The organism is Streptococcus mitis subsp. hohhotensis (assembly GCF_000722775.1).
In the GTDB taxonomy this organism is placed as follows: Bacteria; Bacillota; Bacilli; order Lactobacillales; family Streptococcaceae; genus Streptococcus; species Streptococcus carlssonii.
Map to the genome: position 1 here is coordinate 317,593 of NZ_JPFZ01000009.1, position 16,823 is coordinate 334,415.

Below are 16,823 nucleotides of genomic sequence, written 5' to 3' on the forward strand. Positions count from 1 at the left end.
CCTATCAACTCTTTTCTATTTCCTGCCATTCATGTTATAATGGATAAATATGAAGAATCGGAGTGAGACTATGAAATACAAACGGATTGTCTTTAAGGTAGGGACTTCTTCTCTGACAAATGAGGATGGAAGTTTATCACGTAGTAAGGTAAAGGCTATTACCCAGCAGTTGGCTATGTTGCACGAGGCTGGTCATGAATTGATTTTGGTGTCTTCAGGTGCTATTGCTGCTGGTTTTGGAGCCTTAGGATTTAAAAAGCGTCCGACTAAGATTGCTGATAAACAGGCTTCAGCAGCGGTAGGGCAGGGGCTTTTGTTGGAAGAATACACGACCAATCTTCTCTTGCGCCAAATCGTTTCTGCACAAATCTTGCTGACCCAGGATGACTTTGTGGATAAGCGCCGTTATAAAAATGCCCATCAGGCTTTGTCAGTTCTACTTAGTCGTGGCGCGATTCCTATCATCAATGAGAATGACAGTGTCGTCATTGATGAACTCAAGGTTGGGGACAATGACACTCTAAGTGCTCAGGTAGCAGCCATGGTCCAAGCAGACCTTTTGGTTCTCTTGACAGACGTCGACGGTCTTTATACTGGAAATCCTAATTCGGATCCAAGAGCCAAACGCTTGGAGCGAATCGAGACCATCAATCGTGAGATTATTGATATGGCCGGTGGAGCAGGTTCGTCTAATGGTACAGGTGGCATGTTAACTAAAATCAAAGCTGCAACTATCGCGACAGAATCGGGCGTTCCTGTTTATATCTGCTCATCCTTTAAAGTAGATGCCATGATTGAGGCATCTGAGGAGACCAAGGATGGTTCCTACTTCGTTGCTCAAGAGAAGGGACTTCGTACCCAGAAACAATGGCTGGCCTTTTATGCTCAGAGTCAAGGTTCTATTTGGGTTGATAAAGGGGCTGCAGAGGCTCTCTCTCAACATGGCAAGAGTCTCCTTTTATCTGGTGTTGTTGAAGCAGAAGGCGCCTTTTCTTACGGTGATATTGTGACAGTATTTGACAAGGAAAGTGGAAAATCACTTGGAAAAGGGCGTGTGCAATTTGGTGCATCTGCTTTGGAGGATATGTTGCGTTCTCAAAAAGCCAAGGGTGTCTTGATTCACCGTGATGACTGGATTTCCATTACTCCTGAAATCCAACTACTCTTTACAGAATTTTAGAGGTAAACTATGGTAAGTACACAAGAACAATTTGAACAGGTACAGGCTGTTAAAAAATCGATCAACACAGCTAGTGAAGAGGTGAAAAACCAAGCCTTGCTAGCCATGGCTGATCATTTATTAGCAGCTACTGAGGAAATTTTAGCAGCCAATGCCCTTGATATGGAATCTGCTAAGGGTAAAATCTCAGATGTGATGCTGGATCGTCTTTATTTGGATGCAGGACGTATAGAAGCAATGGCAACTGGTATTCGTGAAGTGGTTGCTTTACCAGATCCAATCGGTGAAGTTCTAGAAACCAATTATCTTGAAAATGGTTTGGTTATCACCAAAAAACGTGTGGCCATGGGTGTTATCGGTATTATCTATGAAAGCCGTCCAAATGTAACGTCTGATGCGGCTGCTTTGGCTCTCAAGAGTGGAAATGCGGTTGTTCTTCGTAGTGGTAAGGATGCCTATCAAACAGCTCATGCTATTGTCACAGCCTTGAAAAAGGGCTTGGAGACGACTACTATTCACCCAGATGTGATTCAACTGGTGGAAGATACTAGCCGTGAAAGTAGCTATGCCATGATGAAGGCCAAGGGTTATCTAGACCTTCTCATTCCTCGTGGGGGAGCTGGTTTGATCAATGCAGTGGTTGAAAATGCTATTGTGCCAGTTATCGAGACAGGAACTGGGATTGTCCATGTCTATGTGGATAAGGACGCAGACGAAGACAAGGCTCTCTCTATCATCAACAATGCCAAAACCAGTCGTCCTTCTGTCTGTAATGCCATGGAGGTTCTGCTGGTTCATGAAGACAAAGCAGCAAGCTTCCTTCCTCGCTTGGAGCAAGTTCTAGTTGCAGAGCGTGAGGAAGCTGGACTGGAGCCAATTCAATTCCGCTTGGATAGCAAAGCAAGTCAGTTTGTTTCAGGTCAAGCAGCTGAAGCACAAGACTTTGACACCGAGTTTTTAGACTATGTCCTAGCTGTTAAGGTTGTGAGCAGTTTAGAAGAAGCGGTTGAGCATATTGAAACCCACAGTACCCATCATTCGGATGCCATTGTGACGGAAAATGCTGAAGCTGCAGCTTACTTTACAGATCAAGTGGACTCTGCAGCTGTCTATGTCAATGCCTCAACTCGTTTCACAGATGGTGACCAATTTGGTCTGGGTTGTGAAATGGGGATTTCAACTCAGAAACTGCACGCGCGTGGTCCAATGGGCTTAAAAGAATTGACTAGCTACAAGTATGTTGTTACTGGTGACGGACAGATAAGGGAGTAAGAGATGAAGATTGGATTTATCGGTTTGGGGAATATGGGAGCTAGCTTGGCTAAGTCTGTCTTGCAGGCTAGACCGTCAGATGAGATTCTCCTTGCCAATCGTAGCCAAGCCAAGGTAGATGCTTTCATTGCAGACTTTGGTGGTCAGGCTTCCAGCAATGAAGAAATTTTCGCAGAAGCAGATGTGATTTTTCTAGGAGTTAAGCCTGCTCAGTTTTCTGAACTGCTTTCTCAATACCAGACCATTCTTGAAAAACGAGAGAGTCTTCTTTTGATCTCCATGGCAGCTGGATTGACTTTAGAAAAACTAGCAAGTCTTATCCCAAGTCAACACCGAATTATTCGTATGATGCCAAATACCCCTGCTTCTATCGGTCAAGGAGTGATTAGTTATGCCTTGTCTCCTAATTGCAGGGCTGAGGACAGTGAGCTCTTTTGTCAGTTATTAGCAAATGCTGGCCTCTTGGTTGAACTTGGGGAAGGCTTAATCGATGCAGCGACAGGTCTTGCAGGTTGTGGGCCAGCCTTTGTCTATCTCTTTATTGAGGCCTTGGCGGATGCGGGGGTTCAGACGGGATTACCACGAGAAACAGCATTGAAAATGGCAGCCCAAACTGTGGTAGGAGCTGGGCAATTGATCCTTGAAAGTCAGCAACATCCTGGAGTATTGAAAGACCAAGTCTGTAGCCCAGGCGGTTCGACTATCGCTGGTGTAGCAAGCCTAGAAGCACATGCTTTTCGAGGAACGGTCATGGATGCAGTTCATCAAGCCTACAAACGAACACAAGAACTAGGTAAATAAGAGGTGGCTTTGTCTGCCTCTTTTATGGTGGTTGAAATGAGAAGACACAAAAAGATTGTCACAAACTCCTATTTTTTTGATAGAATAGAAGTAGTAAAAAAGAAATGAGTTAGACATGTCAAAAGGATTTTTAGTCTCTCTTGAGGGACCAGAGGGAGCAGGAAAGACCAGTGTTTTAGAGGCTCTGCTCCCAATTTTAGAGGAAAAAGGGGTAGAGGTGCTGACGACCCGTGAACCAGGAGGTGTCTTGATAGGAGAGAAGATTCGGGAAGTGATTTTGGATCCAAGTCATACTCAGATGGACGCGAAGACAGAGTTGCTTCTTTATATTGCTAGTCGCAGACAGCACTTGGTGGAAAAAGTTCTTCCAGCACTTGAAACTGGCAAGTTGGTCATTATGGATCGCTTCATCGATAGTTCTCTTGCCTATCAGGGGTTTGGTCGTGGCTTGGATATTGACGCCATTGATTGGCTCAATCAGTTTGCGACAGATGGCCTTAAACCCGATTTGACACTCTATTTTGACATTGAGGTGGAAGAAGGACTGGCTCGCATTGCTGCTAATAGTAACCGCGAGGTCAATCGTCTGGACTTGGAAGGGTTGGACTTGCACAAAAAAGTTCGTCAAGGCTACCTTTCTCTTCTGGACAAAGAAGGAGACCGTATTGTCAAGATTGATGCGAGTCTTCCATTGGAGCAAGTTGTGGAAACAACCAAGGCTGTCTTGTTTGACAGAATGGGCTTGGCTAAATGAAACAAGATCAACTAAAGGCCTGGCAACCAGATCAGTTTGACCGCTTTGTCCGTATCCTAGAACAAGACCAGCTCAATCATGCCTATCTCTTTTCAGGTTTCTTTGGAAGCTTGGAAATGGCGCAGTTTTTGGCTAAGAGCCTCTTTTGTACAGATAAAGTAGGTGTTTTACCATGTGAGAAATGCCGAAATTGTAAGCTGATTGAACAGGGAGAATTTCCCGATGTCACCTTGATTAAGCCAGTCAATCAGGTCATCAAGACAGAACGTATTCGGGAATTGGTGGGCCAGTTTTCCCAAGCAGGGATTGAAAGCCAGCAGCAGTTCTTTATTATCGAGCAAGCTGAGAAAATGCATCCCAACGCAGCTAATTCTCTGCTCAAGGTCATTGAAGAACCTCAGAGTGAAGTTTACATTTTCTTTTTAACTAGTGATGAGGAAAAAATCTTGCCGACAATCCGTAGTCGGACCCAAATTTTTCACTTTAAAAAGCAAGAAGAGAAGCTCATCTTGCTTTTAGAACAAATGGGGCTGGTCAAGAAAAAAGCGACTCTTTTAGCTCAGTTTAGTCAATCGCGAGCTGAAGGAGAAAAGTTGGCTAATCAGGCAAGTTTTTGGACCTTGGTCGATGAAAGTGAACGCCTGCTGACTTGGTTAGTAGCTAAGAAAAAGAAAGTTATCTGCAAGTTGCCAAACTAGTTAGCTTGGCAGATGATAAGGAAAAACAAGATCAGGTTTTACGGATTCTTGAAGTTCTCTGTGGACAAGATATACTACAAGCAAGAGTAAGAGTGATTTTACAAGATTTGCTAGAAGCTAGAAAAATGTGGCAAGCTAATGTCAGCTTTCAAAATGCCATGGAATATCTGGTCTTGAAAGAAATGTAAACTCAAAATGAACGATAAAGAAAGGAAAGGGCTGTTTTATGGACAAAAAAGAATTATTTGACGCGCTGGATGATTTTTCCCAACAGTTATTGGTAACCTTGGCCGATGTGGAAGCCATCAAGAAAAATCTCAAGAGCCTGGTAGAGGAAAATACAGCTCTTCGCTTGGAAAATTCTAAGTTGCGAGAACGCTTGGGTGAGGTGGAAGCAGATGCTCCCGTCAAGGCCAAGCATGTTCGTGAAAGTGTCCGTCGCATTTACCGTGATGGATTTCACGTATGTAATGATTTTTATGGACAACGTCGAGAGCAGGATGAGGAATGTATGTTCTGTGACGAATTGTTATACAGGGAGTAGGCATGCAGATTCAAAAAAGTTTTAAGGGGCAGTCTCCCTACGGCAAACTGTACCTAGTGGCAACGCCGATTGGCAATTTAGATGATATGACCTTTCGAGCTATTCAGACCTTGAAAGAAGTGGACTGGATTGCGGCTGAGGACACGCGCAATACAGGACTTTTACTCAAGCATTTTGACATTTCTACTAAGCAAATCAGTTTTCATGAGCACAATGCCAAGGAAAAGATTCCTGATTTGATTGGTTTCTTGAAAGCAGGGCAAAGTATTGCTCAGGTATCCGACGCGGGACTGCCTAGTATCTCAGACCCTGGTCATGATTTGGTCAAGGCAGCGATTGAGGAGGAAATCGCAGTTGTCACTGTTCCAGGTGCCTCTGCAGGAATTTCTGCCTTGATTGCCAGTGGTTTAGCTCCACAGCCACATATCTTTTACGGTTTTTTACCGAGAAAATCAGGCCAGCAAAAGCAATTTTTCGACTCAAAAAAAGACTATCCAGAAACTCAGATTTTCTATGAATCGCCCCATCGTGTGGCAGATACGTTAGAAAATATGCTAGAAGTCTATGGTGACCGCTCGGTCGTCTTGGTTAGGGAATTGACCAAAATCTATGAAGAATACCAAAGAGGAAAGATTTCTGAATTGCTGGAAGGCATCTCTGAAACGCCACTTAAGGGAGAATGCCTTCTCATCGTTGAAGGTGCCAGTCAGGATGTGGAGGAAAAAGACGAGGAGGACTTGTTCTTAGAAATCCAAGCCCGTATCCAGCAAGGCATGAAGAAAAATCAAGCTATTAAGGAAGTATCTAAGATTTACCAGTGGAATAAGAGCCAGCTTTACGCAGCCTACCACGACTGGGAAGAAAATCAAGAAAATGACTAAACAGGGAAGTTTGCCTTCTTCCCTTTTTTTGTTATACTAGTAGAAGAAAAAATTAGAAAGATTTGTGGGAGTGAAAAAGTCTGGGGGACTTTTTCAGCCTGAGCCAAGAAACTTGAAAGCGAAGTAAGTCCTGTGGACTTTTTCAGTCTGAGCCAAGAAATTCGAAAGCTCGTAAATCCGATTGGCTTTTTCAATGTGAACCTTGTCTTCACACTCCCAAAGAGGTATTAGTGTCGTGTCTCAATCTTATATCAATGTTATCGGTGCTGGTTTGGCAGGTTCTGAAGCAGCCTACCAAATCGCAGAACGTGGTATTCCAGTTAAACTTTATGAAATGCGTGGTGTCAAGTCAACACCTCAACACAAAACAGACAATTTTGCAGAGTTAGTTTGTTCTAATTCTCTTCGTGGGGATGCTTTGACAAATGCAGTTGGTCTTCTCAAGGAAGAAATGCGTCGCTTGGGTTCTGTTATTTTGGAATCTGCTGAGGCTACACGTGTTCCCGCTGGTGGTGCCCTTGCGGTGGACCGTGATGGATTCTCCCATATGGTGACTGAGAAAGTTGCTAACCACCCCTTGATTGAAGTGGTTCGTGATGAAATTACAGAATTGCCGACAGATGTTATTACAGTTGTCGCTACTGGTCCTTTGACCAGCGATGCCTTGGCTGAAAAGATTCATGCACTTAATGACGGCGATGGTTTTTATTTCTACGACGCGGCAGCGCCTATTATCGATGTTAACACTATCGATATGAGTAAGGTCTATCTCAAGTCTCGTTATGATAAGGGAGAAGCGGCCTACCTCAATGCCCCTATGACCAAGCAAGAATTTATGGATTTCCATGAAGCCTTGGTCAATGCGGAAGAAGCTCCGCTTAATTCCTTTGAAAAAGAAAAGTATTTTGAAGGCTGTATGCCTATTGAAGTCATGGCCAAACGAGGTATTAAAACCATGCTTTATGGCCCTATGAAACCAGTGGGGCTTGAGTATCCAGACGACTACACAGGACCTCGCGATGGAGAATTTAAAACACCTTACGCGGTTGTGCAACTTCGTCAGGACAATGCGGCTGGTAGCCTCTACAATATCGTCGGTTTCCAAACCCACCTTAAATGGGGAGAGCAAAAGCGCGTTTTCCAAATGATTCCAGGTCTTGAAAATGCTGAGTTTGTTCGTTATGGTGTTATGCACCGCAATTCTTATATGGATTCACCAAATCTTCTTGAGCAAACCTATCGTTCCAAGAAACAGCCAAACCTCTTCTTTGCTGGTCAAATGACGGGTGTGGAAGGCTATGTAGAGTCAGCAGCGTCAGGCTTGGTTGCGGGAATTAACGCGGCTCGTCTTTTCAAGGGAGAAAGCCAAGCTATTTTCCCAGAGACGACGGCTATCGGAAGCTTAGCTCATTACATCACCCATGCGGACAGCAAACATTTCCAACCAATGAATGTCAATTTCGGTATTATCAAGGAGTTGGAAGGCGAGCGTATCCGTGATAAGAAGGCTCGTTATGAAAAAATTGCAGAGCGTGCCCTTAGCGACTTAGAGGAATTTTTAACTGTCTAATTTTTTTGAAAGAATTGCTCATGATACTATAAAAATCTTAGAAATTGTGATAAAATAGGTAGGATAAAAAAAGGAGAGTGAAAATGGCGAATCCCAAGTATAAACGTATTTTAATCAAGTTATCAGGTGAAGCCCTTGCCGGTGAACGTGGCGTAGGGATTGATATCCAAACAGTTCAAACAATCGCAAAAGAGATTCAAGAAGTTCATAGCTTAGGTATCGAAATTGCCCTTGTTATCGGTGGAGGAAATCTCTGGCGTGGAGAACCTGCTGCAGAAGCAGGAATGGACCGCGTTCAGGCAGATTACACAGGAATGCTTGGGACTGTTATGAATGCTCTTGTGATGGCAGATTCATTGCAACAAGTTGGTGTCGATACGCGTGTGCAAACTGCCATTGCTATGCAACAAGTGGCAGAGCCTTATGTCCGTGGACGTGCCCTTCGTCACCTTGAAAAAGGTCGTATCGTTATCTTTGGTGCCGGAATTGGTTCACCTTACTTCTCAACAGATACAACAGCGGCCCTTCGTGCAGCTGAAATCGAAGCGGATGCCATCCTCATGGCTAAAAATGGTGTCGATGGTGTTTACAATGCCGATCCTAAGAAAGACAAGACAGCTGTTAAGTTTGAAGAATTGACCCACCGTGACGTTATCAATAAAGGTCTTCGTATCATGGACTCAACAGCTTCAACCCTCTCAATGGACAACGACATTGACTTGGTTGTCTTCAATATGAATCAACCAGGCAACATCAAACGTGTCGTATTTGGTGAAAATATCGGAACAACAGTTTCAAATAATATCGAAGAAAAGGAATAAAAAAGATTATGGCTAACGCAATTATTGAAAAAGCTAAAGAGAGAATGACCCAGTCTCACCAATCACTTGCTCGTGAATTTGGTGGTATCCGTGCTGGCCGTGCCAATGCAAGCTTGCTTGACCGTGTACATGTAGAATACTATGGAGTAGAAACTCCTCTTAACCAAATCGCTTCAATTACGATTCCAGAAGCACGTGTTTTGTTGGTAACACCATTTGACAAGTCTTCATTGAAAGATATCGAACGTGCTTTGAACGCTTCTGATCTTGGTATTACACCAGCTAACGACGGTTCTGTGATTCGCTTGGTTATCCCTGCTCTTACAGAAGAAACTCGTCGTGACCTTGCTAAAGAAGTGAAGAAGGTCGGTGAGAATGCTAAAGTGGCTGTTCGCAATATCCGTCGTGATGCTATGGACGAAGCAAAGAAACAAGAAAAAGCAAAAGAAATCACTGAAGACGAATTGAAGACTCTTGAAAAAGACATTCAAAAAGTAACAGACGATGCTGTTAAACACATCGACGACATGACTGCCAACAAAGAGAAAGAACTTTTGGAAGTCTAAAAATAAACAGAAAAACTCAGTTGGCATTGCTGGCTGAGTTTTATTCGAAAGAAGGAAATATGAATACAAATCTTGCAAGTTTTATCGTTGGACTCATCATCGATGAAAATGACCGTTTTTACTTTGTGCAAAAGGATGGCCAGACCTATGCGCTTGCCAAGGAAGAAGGTCAGCATACGGTAGGAGACACGGTCAAAGGTTTCGCTTACACGGATATGAAGCAAAAACTCCGCTTGACGACACTTGAGGTCACTGCCACTCAGGATCAGTTTGGTTGGGGTCGTGTCACAGAAGTACGCAAGGACTTGGGTGTCTTTGTGGATACAGGTCTTCCTGACAAGGAAATCGTTGTGTCACTCGATATCCTCCCTGAACTCAAGGAACTCTGGCCTAAGAAGGGCGACCAACTCTACATCCGTCTTGAAGTGGACAAGAAAGACCGTATCTGGGGCCTCTTGGCTTATCAAGAAGACTTCCAACGTCTAGCTCGTCCTGCTTACAACAATATGCAGAACCAAAACTGGCCAGCCATTGTTTACCGTCTCAAGTTGTCAGGAACTTTTGTTTACCTGCCAGAGAATAACATGCTTGGTTTTATCCATCCTAGCGAGCGCTACGCAGAGCCACGTTTGGGGCAAGTTCTAGATGCGCGTGTCATTGGTTTCCGTGAAGTGGACCGTACCTTGAACCTTTCCCTTAAACCACGTTCTTTTGAGATGTTGGAAAATGATGCTCAGATGATTTTGACCTACTTGGAAAGCAATGGCGGTTTCATGACCTTAAATGATAAGTCATCTCCAGACGACATCAAGGCAACCTTTGGTATCTCTAAAGGTCAGTTCAAGAAAGCACTCGGTGGCTTGATGAAGGCTGGTAAAATCAAACAAGACCAGTTTGGGACTGAGTTGATTTAAGGAGTTATATGAGAAAATCATTTTACACTTGGCTCATGACTGAGCGCAATCCTAAAAGCAATAGTCCCAAAGCCATCTTGGCAGACCTCGCTTTTGAAGAGTCAGCATTTCCAAAACACACGGATGATTTTGATGAGGTGAGTCGCTTTTTGGAGGAGCATGCTAGTTTCTCTTTCAACCTAGGAGACTTTGATGCCATCTGGCAGGAATACTTAGAACACTAGCATGATTCACTGGGTTTGGGCTAGTAATTTCTCCATCCCTTTGCTATAATAAAAAGAAATAAAAGGATTAGAGAGGTTCTTTATTTGAAGGAACATTCAATTGACATTCAACTGAGTCATCCAGATGACCTGTTTCATCTTTTTGGTTCCAATGAGCGCCATCTTCGTTTGATGGAAGAAGAGCTTGATGTGGTGATTCATGCTCGTACGGAGATTGTGCAGGTTTTGGGAGAGGAGACTGCCTGTGAAGAGGCTCGTCAGGTTATTCAAGCCCTCATGGTCTTGGTAAATCGTGGGATGACCGTTGGTACGCCAGATGTGGTCACTGCGATTAGCATGGTCAAAAACGATGAAATCGACAAGTTTGTCGCCCTTTACGAAGAAGAAATTATCAAGGACAATACAGGGAAGACTATCCGTGTCAAAACTTTGGGTCAAAAACTTTATGTGGATAGTGTCAAACAGCATGATGTGACCTTTGGAATCGGGCCCGCAGGAACAGGGAAGACCTTTCTTGCAGTTACTTTGGCCGTGACAGCCCTTAAACGTGGGCAGGTCAAGCGAATTATCCTAACTCGTCCAGCAGTGGAAGCAGGGGAGAGTCTAGGTTTTCTTCCGGGTGATCTCAAGGAGAAGGTAGATCCTTACCTTCGACCTGTTTATGATGCCTTGTATCAGATTCTGGGAAAAGACCAAACGACTCGTCTTATGGAGCGTGAAATTATCGAGATTGCGCCCCTTGCCTATATGCGTGGACGAACCTTGGATGATGCCTTTGTCATTCTCGATGAGGCCCAAAATACAACAATCATGCAGATGAAGATGTTCTTGACGCGTTTAGGCTTTAATTCTAAGATGATTGTCAATGGAGATATCAGTCAGATTGACCTGCCACGTAATGTCAAGTCAGGTTTGATTGATGCCCAAGAGAAACTCAAGAATATCCATCAGATTGACTTTGTTCATTTTTCAGCCAAGGATGTGGTTCGCCATCCGGTTGTCGCTCAGATTATCCGAGCCTATGAACCAGTACCGGTTAAAAATGAAGAGAGTGAAGAAAGCCAAGAAGGAACAGAATAGCAAAAAAGAGCAGTTCAGGTGGAAGAAACATATGGAATCAATCTTTTTAAAACTAGCTCAGTATCCAATAGTAGAGACAGAGCGTTTATTGCTTAGACCTGTAACCTTGGATGATGCGGAAGCAATGTTTGACTATGCCTCGGACAAGGATAATACGCGCTACACTTTTCCAACCAATCAAAGCTTGGAAGAAACCAAGAATAACATTGCTCAGTTCTACTTGGCCAATCCATTAGGGTGTTGGGGAATAGAACTAAAAAGCAATGGTCAGTTTATTGGAACCATTGACTTGCACAAGATTGATCCTGTTCTTAAGAAGGCAGTTATTGGCTACATTATCAATAAAAAGTATTGGAATCAAGGATTGACGACAGAAGCCAATCGTGCTGTGATTGAGCTAGCTTTTGAGAAGATAGGGATGAATAAGTTGGTTGCCCTTCACGATAAGGACAATCCTGCATCTGGAAAGGTCATGGAGAAATCAGGCATGCGTTTTTCCCATGCAGAACCATATGCTTGTATGGACCAGCATGAAGAAGGCCGAATCGTGACAAGAGTTCATTATGTCTTGACCAAGGAAGACTATTTTGCAAATAAATAAGCAGTTGAGAAGAAATTTTCAACTGTTTTTTCTTCCTCTTACGAATAATTTAAGAGAGGAGAAAATATGGAAGCAATTATCGAGAAAATTAAAGAGTATAAAATTATTGTTATCTGTACTGTTCTAGGCTTGCTTGTCGGAGGATTTTTCCTGCTAAAGCGAGCTCCACAAACACCTGTCAAAGAAACGAATTTACAGGCAGAAGTTGAAGCTGTTTCTAAGGATTCATCGACCGAAAAGGAAGTGAAGGAAGAAAAGGAAGAACCGGTTGAACAAGATCTAATCACAGTAGATGTAAAAGGCGCTGTTAAAGCACCTGGAATTTATGATTTGCCGGTAGGTAGTCGAGTCAATGATGCTGTTCAGAAGGCTGGTGGCTTGACAGAGCAAGCAGACAGCAAGGGGCTCAATCTAGCTCAGAAAGTTAGTGATGAGGCTCTGGTTTACGTTCCATCTAAGGGAGAAGAAGTAGCTGGTCAACAGGCAGGTTCTGGAGCGCCTTCTTCAACAAGCAAGGAAAAGAAAATCAATCTCAACAAGGCCAGTCTGGAAGAACTCAAGCAGGTCAAAGGCTTGGGAGGAAAACGAGCCCAGGATATTATCGATCATCGTGAGACGAATGGCAAATTCAAGTCGGTTGATGAACTTAAGAAGGTCTCTGGCATTGGTGCTAAAACGATAGAGAAGCTAAAAGACTATGTTACAGTGGATTAAGAATTTCCCCCTTCCCCTAATTTACCTGAGTTTTCTATTGCTTTGGCTTTACTACGCTATTTTCTCATCATCCTATCTTGCTTTGTTGGGTTTCGTTTTTCTGCTAATCTGTCTTTTTTTCCAATTTCCTTGGAAATCTGCTAGCAAAGTTCTAGTGCTTTGCGGAATCTTTGCCTTCTGGTTTCTGTTTCAAAATTGGCAACAGAGTCAAGCGAGTCAAAATCTGATGGATTCTGTTGAAAGGGTACGGATTTTGCCTGACACTGTTAAGGTCAATGGTGATAGTCTATCCTTTCGTGGCAAGGCTGATGGACGCATTTTTCAAGTCTATTATAGACTCCAGTCCGAGAATGAAAAAGAGCAATTTCAAGCCTTAACAGACCTTTATGAGATAGAACTTGAAGGGAAGCTTTCGGAGCCAGAAGGGCAGAGAAATTTTGGTGGTTTTGACTACCAAGCTTATCTGAAAACTCAGGGAATTTTCCAGACTCTCAATATCAAAAGAATACAGTCCCTTAAACAGGTTAGCAGTTGGGATATAGGAGAAAATCTATCCAGTTTACGCCGTAAGGCTGTAGTTTGGATTAAGACACATTTTCCAGACCCTATGCGCAATTACATGACAGGGCTTTTGCTAGGATATCTGGACACAGATTTTGAGGAGATGAATGAGCTTTATTCCAGTCTAGGAATTATTCATCTTTTTGCCTTGTCGGGTATGCAGGTAGGATTTTTCATGGATGGATTTAAGAAACTTCTCTTACGATTGGGCTTGACCCAAGAAAAGTTGAAATGGCTGACCTATCCCTTTTCCCTTATCTATGCAGGGCTGACAGGATTTTCAGCATCGGTTATTCGCAGTCTCTTACAAAAGTTACTGGCTCAACATGGTGTTAAGGGTTTGGATAATTTTGCCTTGACGGTCCTTATCCTCTTTATCATCATGCCCAACTTTTTCTTGACAGCAGGAGGAGTCTTGTCCTGCGCTTATGCTTTTATCTTGACCATGACTAGTAAAGAAGGAGAGGGGCTCAAGGCTGTTGCTAGAGAAAGTCTAGTCATCTCCTTGGGCATATTGCCCATTCTGTCCTTCTATTTTGCGGAATTTCAACCTTGGTCCATCCTTTTGACCTTCGTCTTTTCCTTTCTATTTGACTTGGTCTTCTTACCGCTCTTGTCTATCTTATTTGCCCTTTCCTTTCTCTATCCAGTCATTCAGCTGAATTTTATTTTTGAATGGTTGGAGGGCATTATTCGCTTGGTATGGCAGGTGGCAAGCAGGCCTCTGATTTTTGGACAACCCAATGCATGGCTTTTAATCTTGTTGTTAATTTCCTTGGCTTTAATCTATGATTTGAGGAAAAACATTAAAAGGCTAGCAGTGTTGAGCTTATTGATTACAGGTCTCTTTTTCCTGACCAAGCATCCACTGGAAAATGAAATTACCATGCTGGATGTGGGGCAAGGCGAAAGTATTTTCCTAAGGGATGTAACTGGTAAGACTATTCTCATAGATGTGGGCGGTAAGGCAGAATCTGATAAGAAAATTGAAAAATGGCAAGAAAAGGCGATAACCAGCAATGCCCAGCGAACCTTGATTCCTTATCTAAAAAGTAGAGGAGTAGCCAAGATTGACCAGCTGGTTTTGACAAACACAGACAAGGAGCATGTTGGAGATTTGTTGGAGGTGACCAAGGCTTTCCATGTAGGCGAAATTTTAGTGTCCAAAGGCAGTTTGAAACAGAAGGAATTTGTTTCAGAACTACAGGCAACTCAAACCAAGGTGCGCAGTATGACAGCAGGAGAGAACTTGCCAATTTTTGGAAGTCAGTTAGAAGTCCTATCTCCAATGAAAATTGGAGATGGAGATCATGAAGATTCCCTGGTTTTGTATGGAAAACTCTTGGATAAAAACTTTCTCTTCACTGGAAATTTGGAGGAAAAAGGAGAGAAGGAATTGCTGAGGCAATATCCTGACCTAGAGGTGGATGTTTTGAAAGCTAGTCAACATGGCTCTAAAAAATCATTAAGTTCAGCCTTTCTAGAAAAACTCAAACCAGAGTTCACTCTCATTTCAGTTGGAAAGAATAATCGAACGAAACTCCCCCATCAGGAAACCTTGATACGACTGGAAACTATCAATAGCAAAGTTTACCGAACTGACCAGCAAGGAGCTATACGCTTTAAGGGGTGGAAAAATTGGAAAATCGAAACGGTTGGTTAATGAGCAGAAACTTTTCAAAAAAATAACTTTTTATCTTGACAAGGGCTAGAAAACTTGGTATCATATAAAAGTTGAGAAAAGCAGAAGTGAGAGCTTCTCGCCTTGTGACATCAAGTTGCCTGGCCCTACGGATGAAAAGTTTCTAAGAAACGCTATCATAACGTGCGGGCTTGTATTATTACGAGTCCGCTATTGTTTTTCTCTAATAAAACAAAAGAGGTGAAAACCATAGCAAAGCAAGACTTATTCATCAATGATGAGATTCGTGTACGTGAAGTTCGCTTGATTGGTCTTGAGGGAGAACAGTTAGGTATCAAACCACTCAGTGAAGCGCAAGCTTTGGCTGATAACGCTAATGTTGACCTAGTATTGATTCAACCCCAAGCCAAACCGCCTGTTGCAAAAATTATGGACTACGGTAAGTTCAAATTTGAGTACCAGAAGAAGCAAAAAGAACAACGTAAAAAACAAAGTGTTGTTACTGTGAAAGAAGTTCGTCTAAGTCCAACTATTGACAAGGGTGACTTTGATACAAAACTTCGCAATGCACGCAAATTCCTTGAAAAAGGAAATAAAGTTAAGGTATCTATTCGCTTTAAGGGTCGTATGATTACCCATAAAGAGATTGGTGCAAAAGTTTTAGCCGAGTTTGCTGAAGCAACTCAAGATATTGCCATCATCGAACAACGTGCTAAAATGGATGGACGTCAAATGTTCATGCAATTGGCGCCAGCGACTGACAAAAAATAATTGTCAGAAAGTTAAATAAAGGAGAAAAAATCATGCCAAAACAAAAAACACACCGCGCATCAGCTAAACGTTTCAAACGTACAGGTTCTGGTGGACTTAAACGTTTCCGTGCTTACACTTCTCACCGTTTCCACGGAAAAACTAAGAAACAACGTCGTCATCTTCGTAAAGCATCTATGGTGCATTCAGGAGATTACAAACGTATCAAAGCAATGCTTACTCGCTTGAAATAATAGCTTGACTGTAAGTAAAGAATTCTAGGAAATATTTGGAGGAAATAAAACATGGCACGTGTTAAAGGTGGCGTTGTATCACGCAAACGTCGTAAACGTATTCTTAAATTAGCAAAAGGTTACTATGGAGCTAAACACATCTTGTTCCGTACTGCAAAAGAACAAGTAATGAACTCTTACTACTATGCATACCGTGACCGTCGTCAGAAAAAACGTGACTTCCGCAAATTGTGGATCACTCGTATTAACGCGGCAGCTCGTATGAACGGACTTTCATACTCACAATTGATGCATGGTTTGAAATTGGCTGAGATCGAAGTTAACCGTAAAATGCTTGCTGACTTGGCTGTTAACGATGCAGCAGCTTTCACAGCTCTTGCAGATGCAGCTAAAGCAAAACTTGGTAAATAATAACAGATAAGACTGGAACAGGATTGTCCCAGTCTTTTTAAAAATGAAGGAGAAAAATATGGCTTCAAAAATGCTACACACTTGCTTGCGAGTAGAAAATCTTGAAAAATCAATTGCATTCTATCAAGATGCTTTTGGTTTTAAAGAATTGCGTCGCAGAGATTTTCCAGACCATGCCTTCACGATTGTCTATCTTGGACTTGAGGGTGACGACTATGAGTTGGAGTTGACTTATAACTACGATCATGGTCCTTATGTGGTTGGAGATGGATTTGCCCATATCGCCCTCAGTACACCCGATCTTGAAGCTCTTCATCAAGAGCACAGTGCCAAAGGCTATGAAGTGACTGAGCCAAATGGTCTACCAGGAACTGCACCTAACTATTACTTTGTCAAAGACCCTGATGGCTACAAGGTCGAAGTCATTCGTGAAAAATAATCTTGTGAAGTCAAGTAGAATCTTCGTTTTCTACTTGACTTTTTTTAGCTGAAAGAGTATACTAGTAAAAATTTAACCTTTAAGGGGAGTCCAGAGAGACTCACAAGGTGTCAGATAAAAGAATAGTACAATTTTCTAGAGGAGAC

19 protein-coding genes, 1 pseudogene and 1 other annotated feature are annotated in these 16,823 nt (G+C 42.7%); all 20 genes and pseudogenes read left to right on the top strand.

Features of this window, described 5'->3' with window-relative positions:
• The first annotated feature begins 70 nt into the window (after positions 1-70).
• The 20 genes and pseudogenes from proB to gloA all read left to right on the top strand — a co-directional run bounded on the left by proB (position 71) and on the right by gloA (position 16,677).
• Positions 71-1,180: a glutamate 5-kinase gene (proB, locus tag SK608_RS04220; RefSeq protein ID WP_033676828.1), complete on the top strand. Its 1,110-nt coding sequence runs from the start codon at positions 71-73 to the stop codon at positions 1,178-1,180.
• A gap of 9 nt (positions 1,181-1,189) precedes the next feature.
• Positions 1,190-2,452 (top strand): glutamate-5-semialdehyde dehydrogenase, encoded by a 1,263-nt coding sequence (locus SK608_RS04225; protein WP_033676829.1) that lies wholly within the window; start codon positions 1,190-1,192, stop codon positions 2,450-2,452.
• 3 nt (positions 2,453-2,455) lie between these two features.
• Positions 2,456-3,253: a pyrroline-5-carboxylate reductase gene (gene proC / locus SK608_RS04230; protein WP_033676831.1), complete on the top strand. Its 798-nt coding sequence runs from the start codon at positions 2,456-2,458 to the stop codon at positions 3,251-3,253.
• A gap of 115 nt (positions 3,254-3,368) precedes the next feature.
• Positions 3,369-4,007, top strand: coding sequence for a dTMP kinase (gene tmk, locus SK608_RS04235; protein WP_033676833.1), 639 nt, complete (start codon positions 3,369-3,371; stop codon positions 4,005-4,007).
• Positions 4,004-4,893, top strand: a pseudogene (locus SK608_RS04240) (DNA polymerase III subunit delta'). Before tmk ends, SK608_RS04240 begins: the two are co-directional and overlap by 4 nt.
• 38 nt (positions 4,894-4,931) lie before the next feature.
• Positions 4,932-5,249: a DNA replication initiation control protein YabA gene (yabA, locus tag SK608_RS04245; protein WP_000358228.1), complete on the top strand. Its 318-nt coding sequence runs from the start codon at positions 4,932-4,934 to the stop codon at positions 5,247-5,249.
• A 2-nt stretch (positions 5,250-5,251) separates the two neighbouring features.
• Positions 5,252-6,130: a 16S rRNA (cytidine(1402)-2'-O)-methyltransferase gene (gene rsmI, locus SK608_RS04250; protein ID WP_033676836.1), complete on the top strand. Its 879-nt coding sequence runs from the start codon at positions 5,252-5,254 to the stop codon at positions 6,128-6,130.
• 235 nt (positions 6,131-6,365) lie between these two features.
• Complete coding sequence (gene trmFO, locus SK608_RS04255; protein WP_033676838.1) at positions 6,366-7,700, top strand: methylenetetrahydrofolate--tRNA-(uracil(54)-C(5))-methyltransferase (FADH(2)-oxidizing) TrmFO; 1,335 nt, start codon at positions 6,366-6,368, stop codon at positions 7,698-7,700.
• 83 nt (positions 7,701-7,783) lie between these two features.
• Positions 7,784-8,521, top strand: coding sequence for a UMP kinase (gene pyrH, locus SK608_RS04260; RefSeq protein ID WP_000002996.1), 738 nt, complete (start codon positions 7,784-7,786; stop codon positions 8,519-8,521).
• Between the two features lie 8 nt (positions 8,522-8,529).
• Positions 8,530-9,087: a ribosome recycling factor gene (frr, locus tag SK608_RS04265; protein ID WP_001262225.1), complete on the top strand. Its 558-nt coding sequence runs from the start codon at positions 8,530-8,532 to the stop codon at positions 9,085-9,087.
• Positions 9,088-9,146: 59 nt separating this feature from the next.
• On the top strand, positions 9,147-10,001 hold the full coding sequence (gene cvfB / locus SK608_RS04270; RefSeq protein ID WP_001095445.1) for an RNA-binding virulence regulatory protein CvfB: 855 nt from the start codon (positions 9,147-9,149) through the stop codon (positions 9,999-10,001).
• Between the two features lie 8 nt (positions 10,002-10,009).
• Positions 10,010-10,225, top strand: coding sequence for a YozE family protein (locus tag SK608_RS04275; RefSeq protein ID WP_001232084.1), 216 nt, complete (start codon positions 10,010-10,012; stop codon positions 10,223-10,225).
• An 84-nt stretch (positions 10,226-10,309) separates the two neighbouring features.
• Positions 10,310-11,305, top strand: a complete 996-nt coding sequence (locus SK608_RS04280) for a PhoH family protein (protein WP_033676840.1) — start codon at positions 10,310-10,312, stop codon at positions 11,303-11,305.
• Positions 11,306-11,336: 31 nt separating this feature from the next.
• A complete protein-coding gene (locus tag SK608_RS04285; protein ID WP_033676842.1) occupies positions 11,337-11,906 on the top strand; it encodes a GNAT family N-acetyltransferase in 570 nt (189 codons plus the stop codon).
• Positions 11,907-11,972: 66 nt separating this feature from the next.
• Positions 11,973-12,620 carry a helix-hairpin-helix domain-containing protein gene (locus tag SK608_RS04290; protein WP_033676846.1) on the top strand — a complete coding sequence of 216 codons (648 nt, stop codon included), beginning with the start codon at positions 11,973-11,975 and terminating at the stop codon, positions 12,618-12,620.
• Entirely contained in the window at positions 12,604-14,844 is a 2,241-nt protein-coding gene (locus SK608_RS04295; protein WP_033676848.1) for a DNA internalization-related competence protein ComEC/Rec2, read from the top strand. The genes SK608_RS04290 and SK608_RS04295 overlap by 17 nt, the downstream gene beginning before the upstream one ends.
• 72 nt (positions 14,845-14,916) lie before the next feature.
• Positions 14,917-15,048: a sequence feature (ribosomal protein L20 leader region), on the top strand.
• A gap of 15 nt (positions 15,049-15,063) precedes the next feature.
• A complete protein-coding gene (gene infC, locus SK608_RS04300; RefSeq protein ID WP_000848180.1) occupies positions 15,064-15,594 on the top strand; it encodes a translation initiation factor IF-3 in 531 nt (176 codons plus the stop codon).
• 32 nt (positions 15,595-15,626) lie between these two features.
• The gene (gene rpmI, locus SK608_RS04305) at positions 15,627-15,827 is read left to right on the top strand and encodes a 50S ribosomal protein L35 (RefSeq protein ID WP_001125943.1); all 201 of its coding nucleotides are present in this window, start codon (positions 15,627-15,629) and stop codon (positions 15,825-15,827) included.
• A 51-nt stretch (positions 15,828-15,878) separates the two neighbouring features.
• Entirely contained in the window at positions 15,879-16,238 is a 360-nt protein-coding gene (gene rplT, locus SK608_RS04310) for a 50S ribosomal protein L20 (protein WP_000124834.1), read from the top strand.
• A gap of 58 nt (positions 16,239-16,296) precedes the next feature.
• Entirely contained in the window at positions 16,297-16,677 is a 381-nt protein-coding gene (gloA, locus tag SK608_RS04315) for a lactoylglutathione lyase (RefSeq protein ID WP_000157153.1), read from the top strand.
• Positions 16,678-16,823 lie beyond the last annotated feature (146 nt).

Coding starts and splice junctions, on each gene's coding strand:
- proB (WP_033676828.1), top strand. CDS start 71: ATGAAATACAAACGGATTGTCTTTAAGGTAGGGACTTCTTCTCTGACA.
- SK608_RS04225 (WP_033676829.1), top strand. CDS start 1,190: ATGGTAAGTACACAAGAACAATTTGAACAGGTACAGGCTGTTAAAAAA.
- proC (WP_033676831.1), top strand. CDS start 2,456: ATGAAGATTGGATTTATCGGTTTGGGGAATATGGGAGCTAGCTTGGCT.
- tmk (WP_033676833.1), top strand. CDS start 3,369: ATGTCAAAAGGATTTTTAGTCTCTCTTGAGGGACCAGAGGGAGCAGGA.
- yabA (WP_000358228.1), top strand. CDS start 4,932: ATGGACAAAAAAGAATTATTTGACGCGCTGGATGATTTTTCCCAACAG.
- rsmI (WP_033676836.1), top strand. CDS start 5,252: ATGCAGATTCAAAAAAGTTTTAAGGGGCAGTCTCCCTACGGCAAACTG.
- pyrH (WP_000002996.1), top strand. CDS start 7,784: ATGGCGAATCCCAAGTATAAACGTATTTTAATCAAGTTATCAGGTGAA.
- frr (WP_001262225.1), top strand. CDS start 8,530: ATGGCTAACGCAATTATTGAAAAAGCTAAAGAGAGAATGACCCAGTCT.
- cvfB (WP_001095445.1), top strand. CDS start 9,147: ATGAATACAAATCTTGCAAGTTTTATCGTTGGACTCATCATCGATGAA.
- SK608_RS04275 (WP_001232084.1), top strand. CDS start 10,010: ATGAGAAAATCATTTTACACTTGGCTCATGACTGAGCGCAATCCTAAA.
- SK608_RS04285 (WP_033676842.1), top strand. CDS start 11,337: ATGGAATCAATCTTTTTAAAACTAGCTCAGTATCCAATAGTAGAGACA.
- SK608_RS04290 (WP_033676846.1), top strand. CDS start 11,973: ATGGAAGCAATTATCGAGAAAATTAAAGAGTATAAAATTATTGTTATC.
- SK608_RS04295 (WP_033676848.1), top strand. CDS start 12,604: ATGTTACAGTGGATTAAGAATTTCCCCCTTCCCCTAATTTACCTGAGT.
- rpmI (WP_001125943.1), top strand. CDS start 15,627: ATGCCAAAACAAAAAACACACCGCGCATCAGCTAAACGTTTCAAACGT.
- rplT (WP_000124834.1), top strand. CDS start 15,879: ATGGCACGTGTTAAAGGTGGCGTTGTATCACGCAAACGTCGTAAACGT.
- gloA (WP_000157153.1), top strand. CDS start 16,297: ATGGCTTCAAAAATGCTACACACTTGCTTGCGAGTAGAAAATCTTGAA.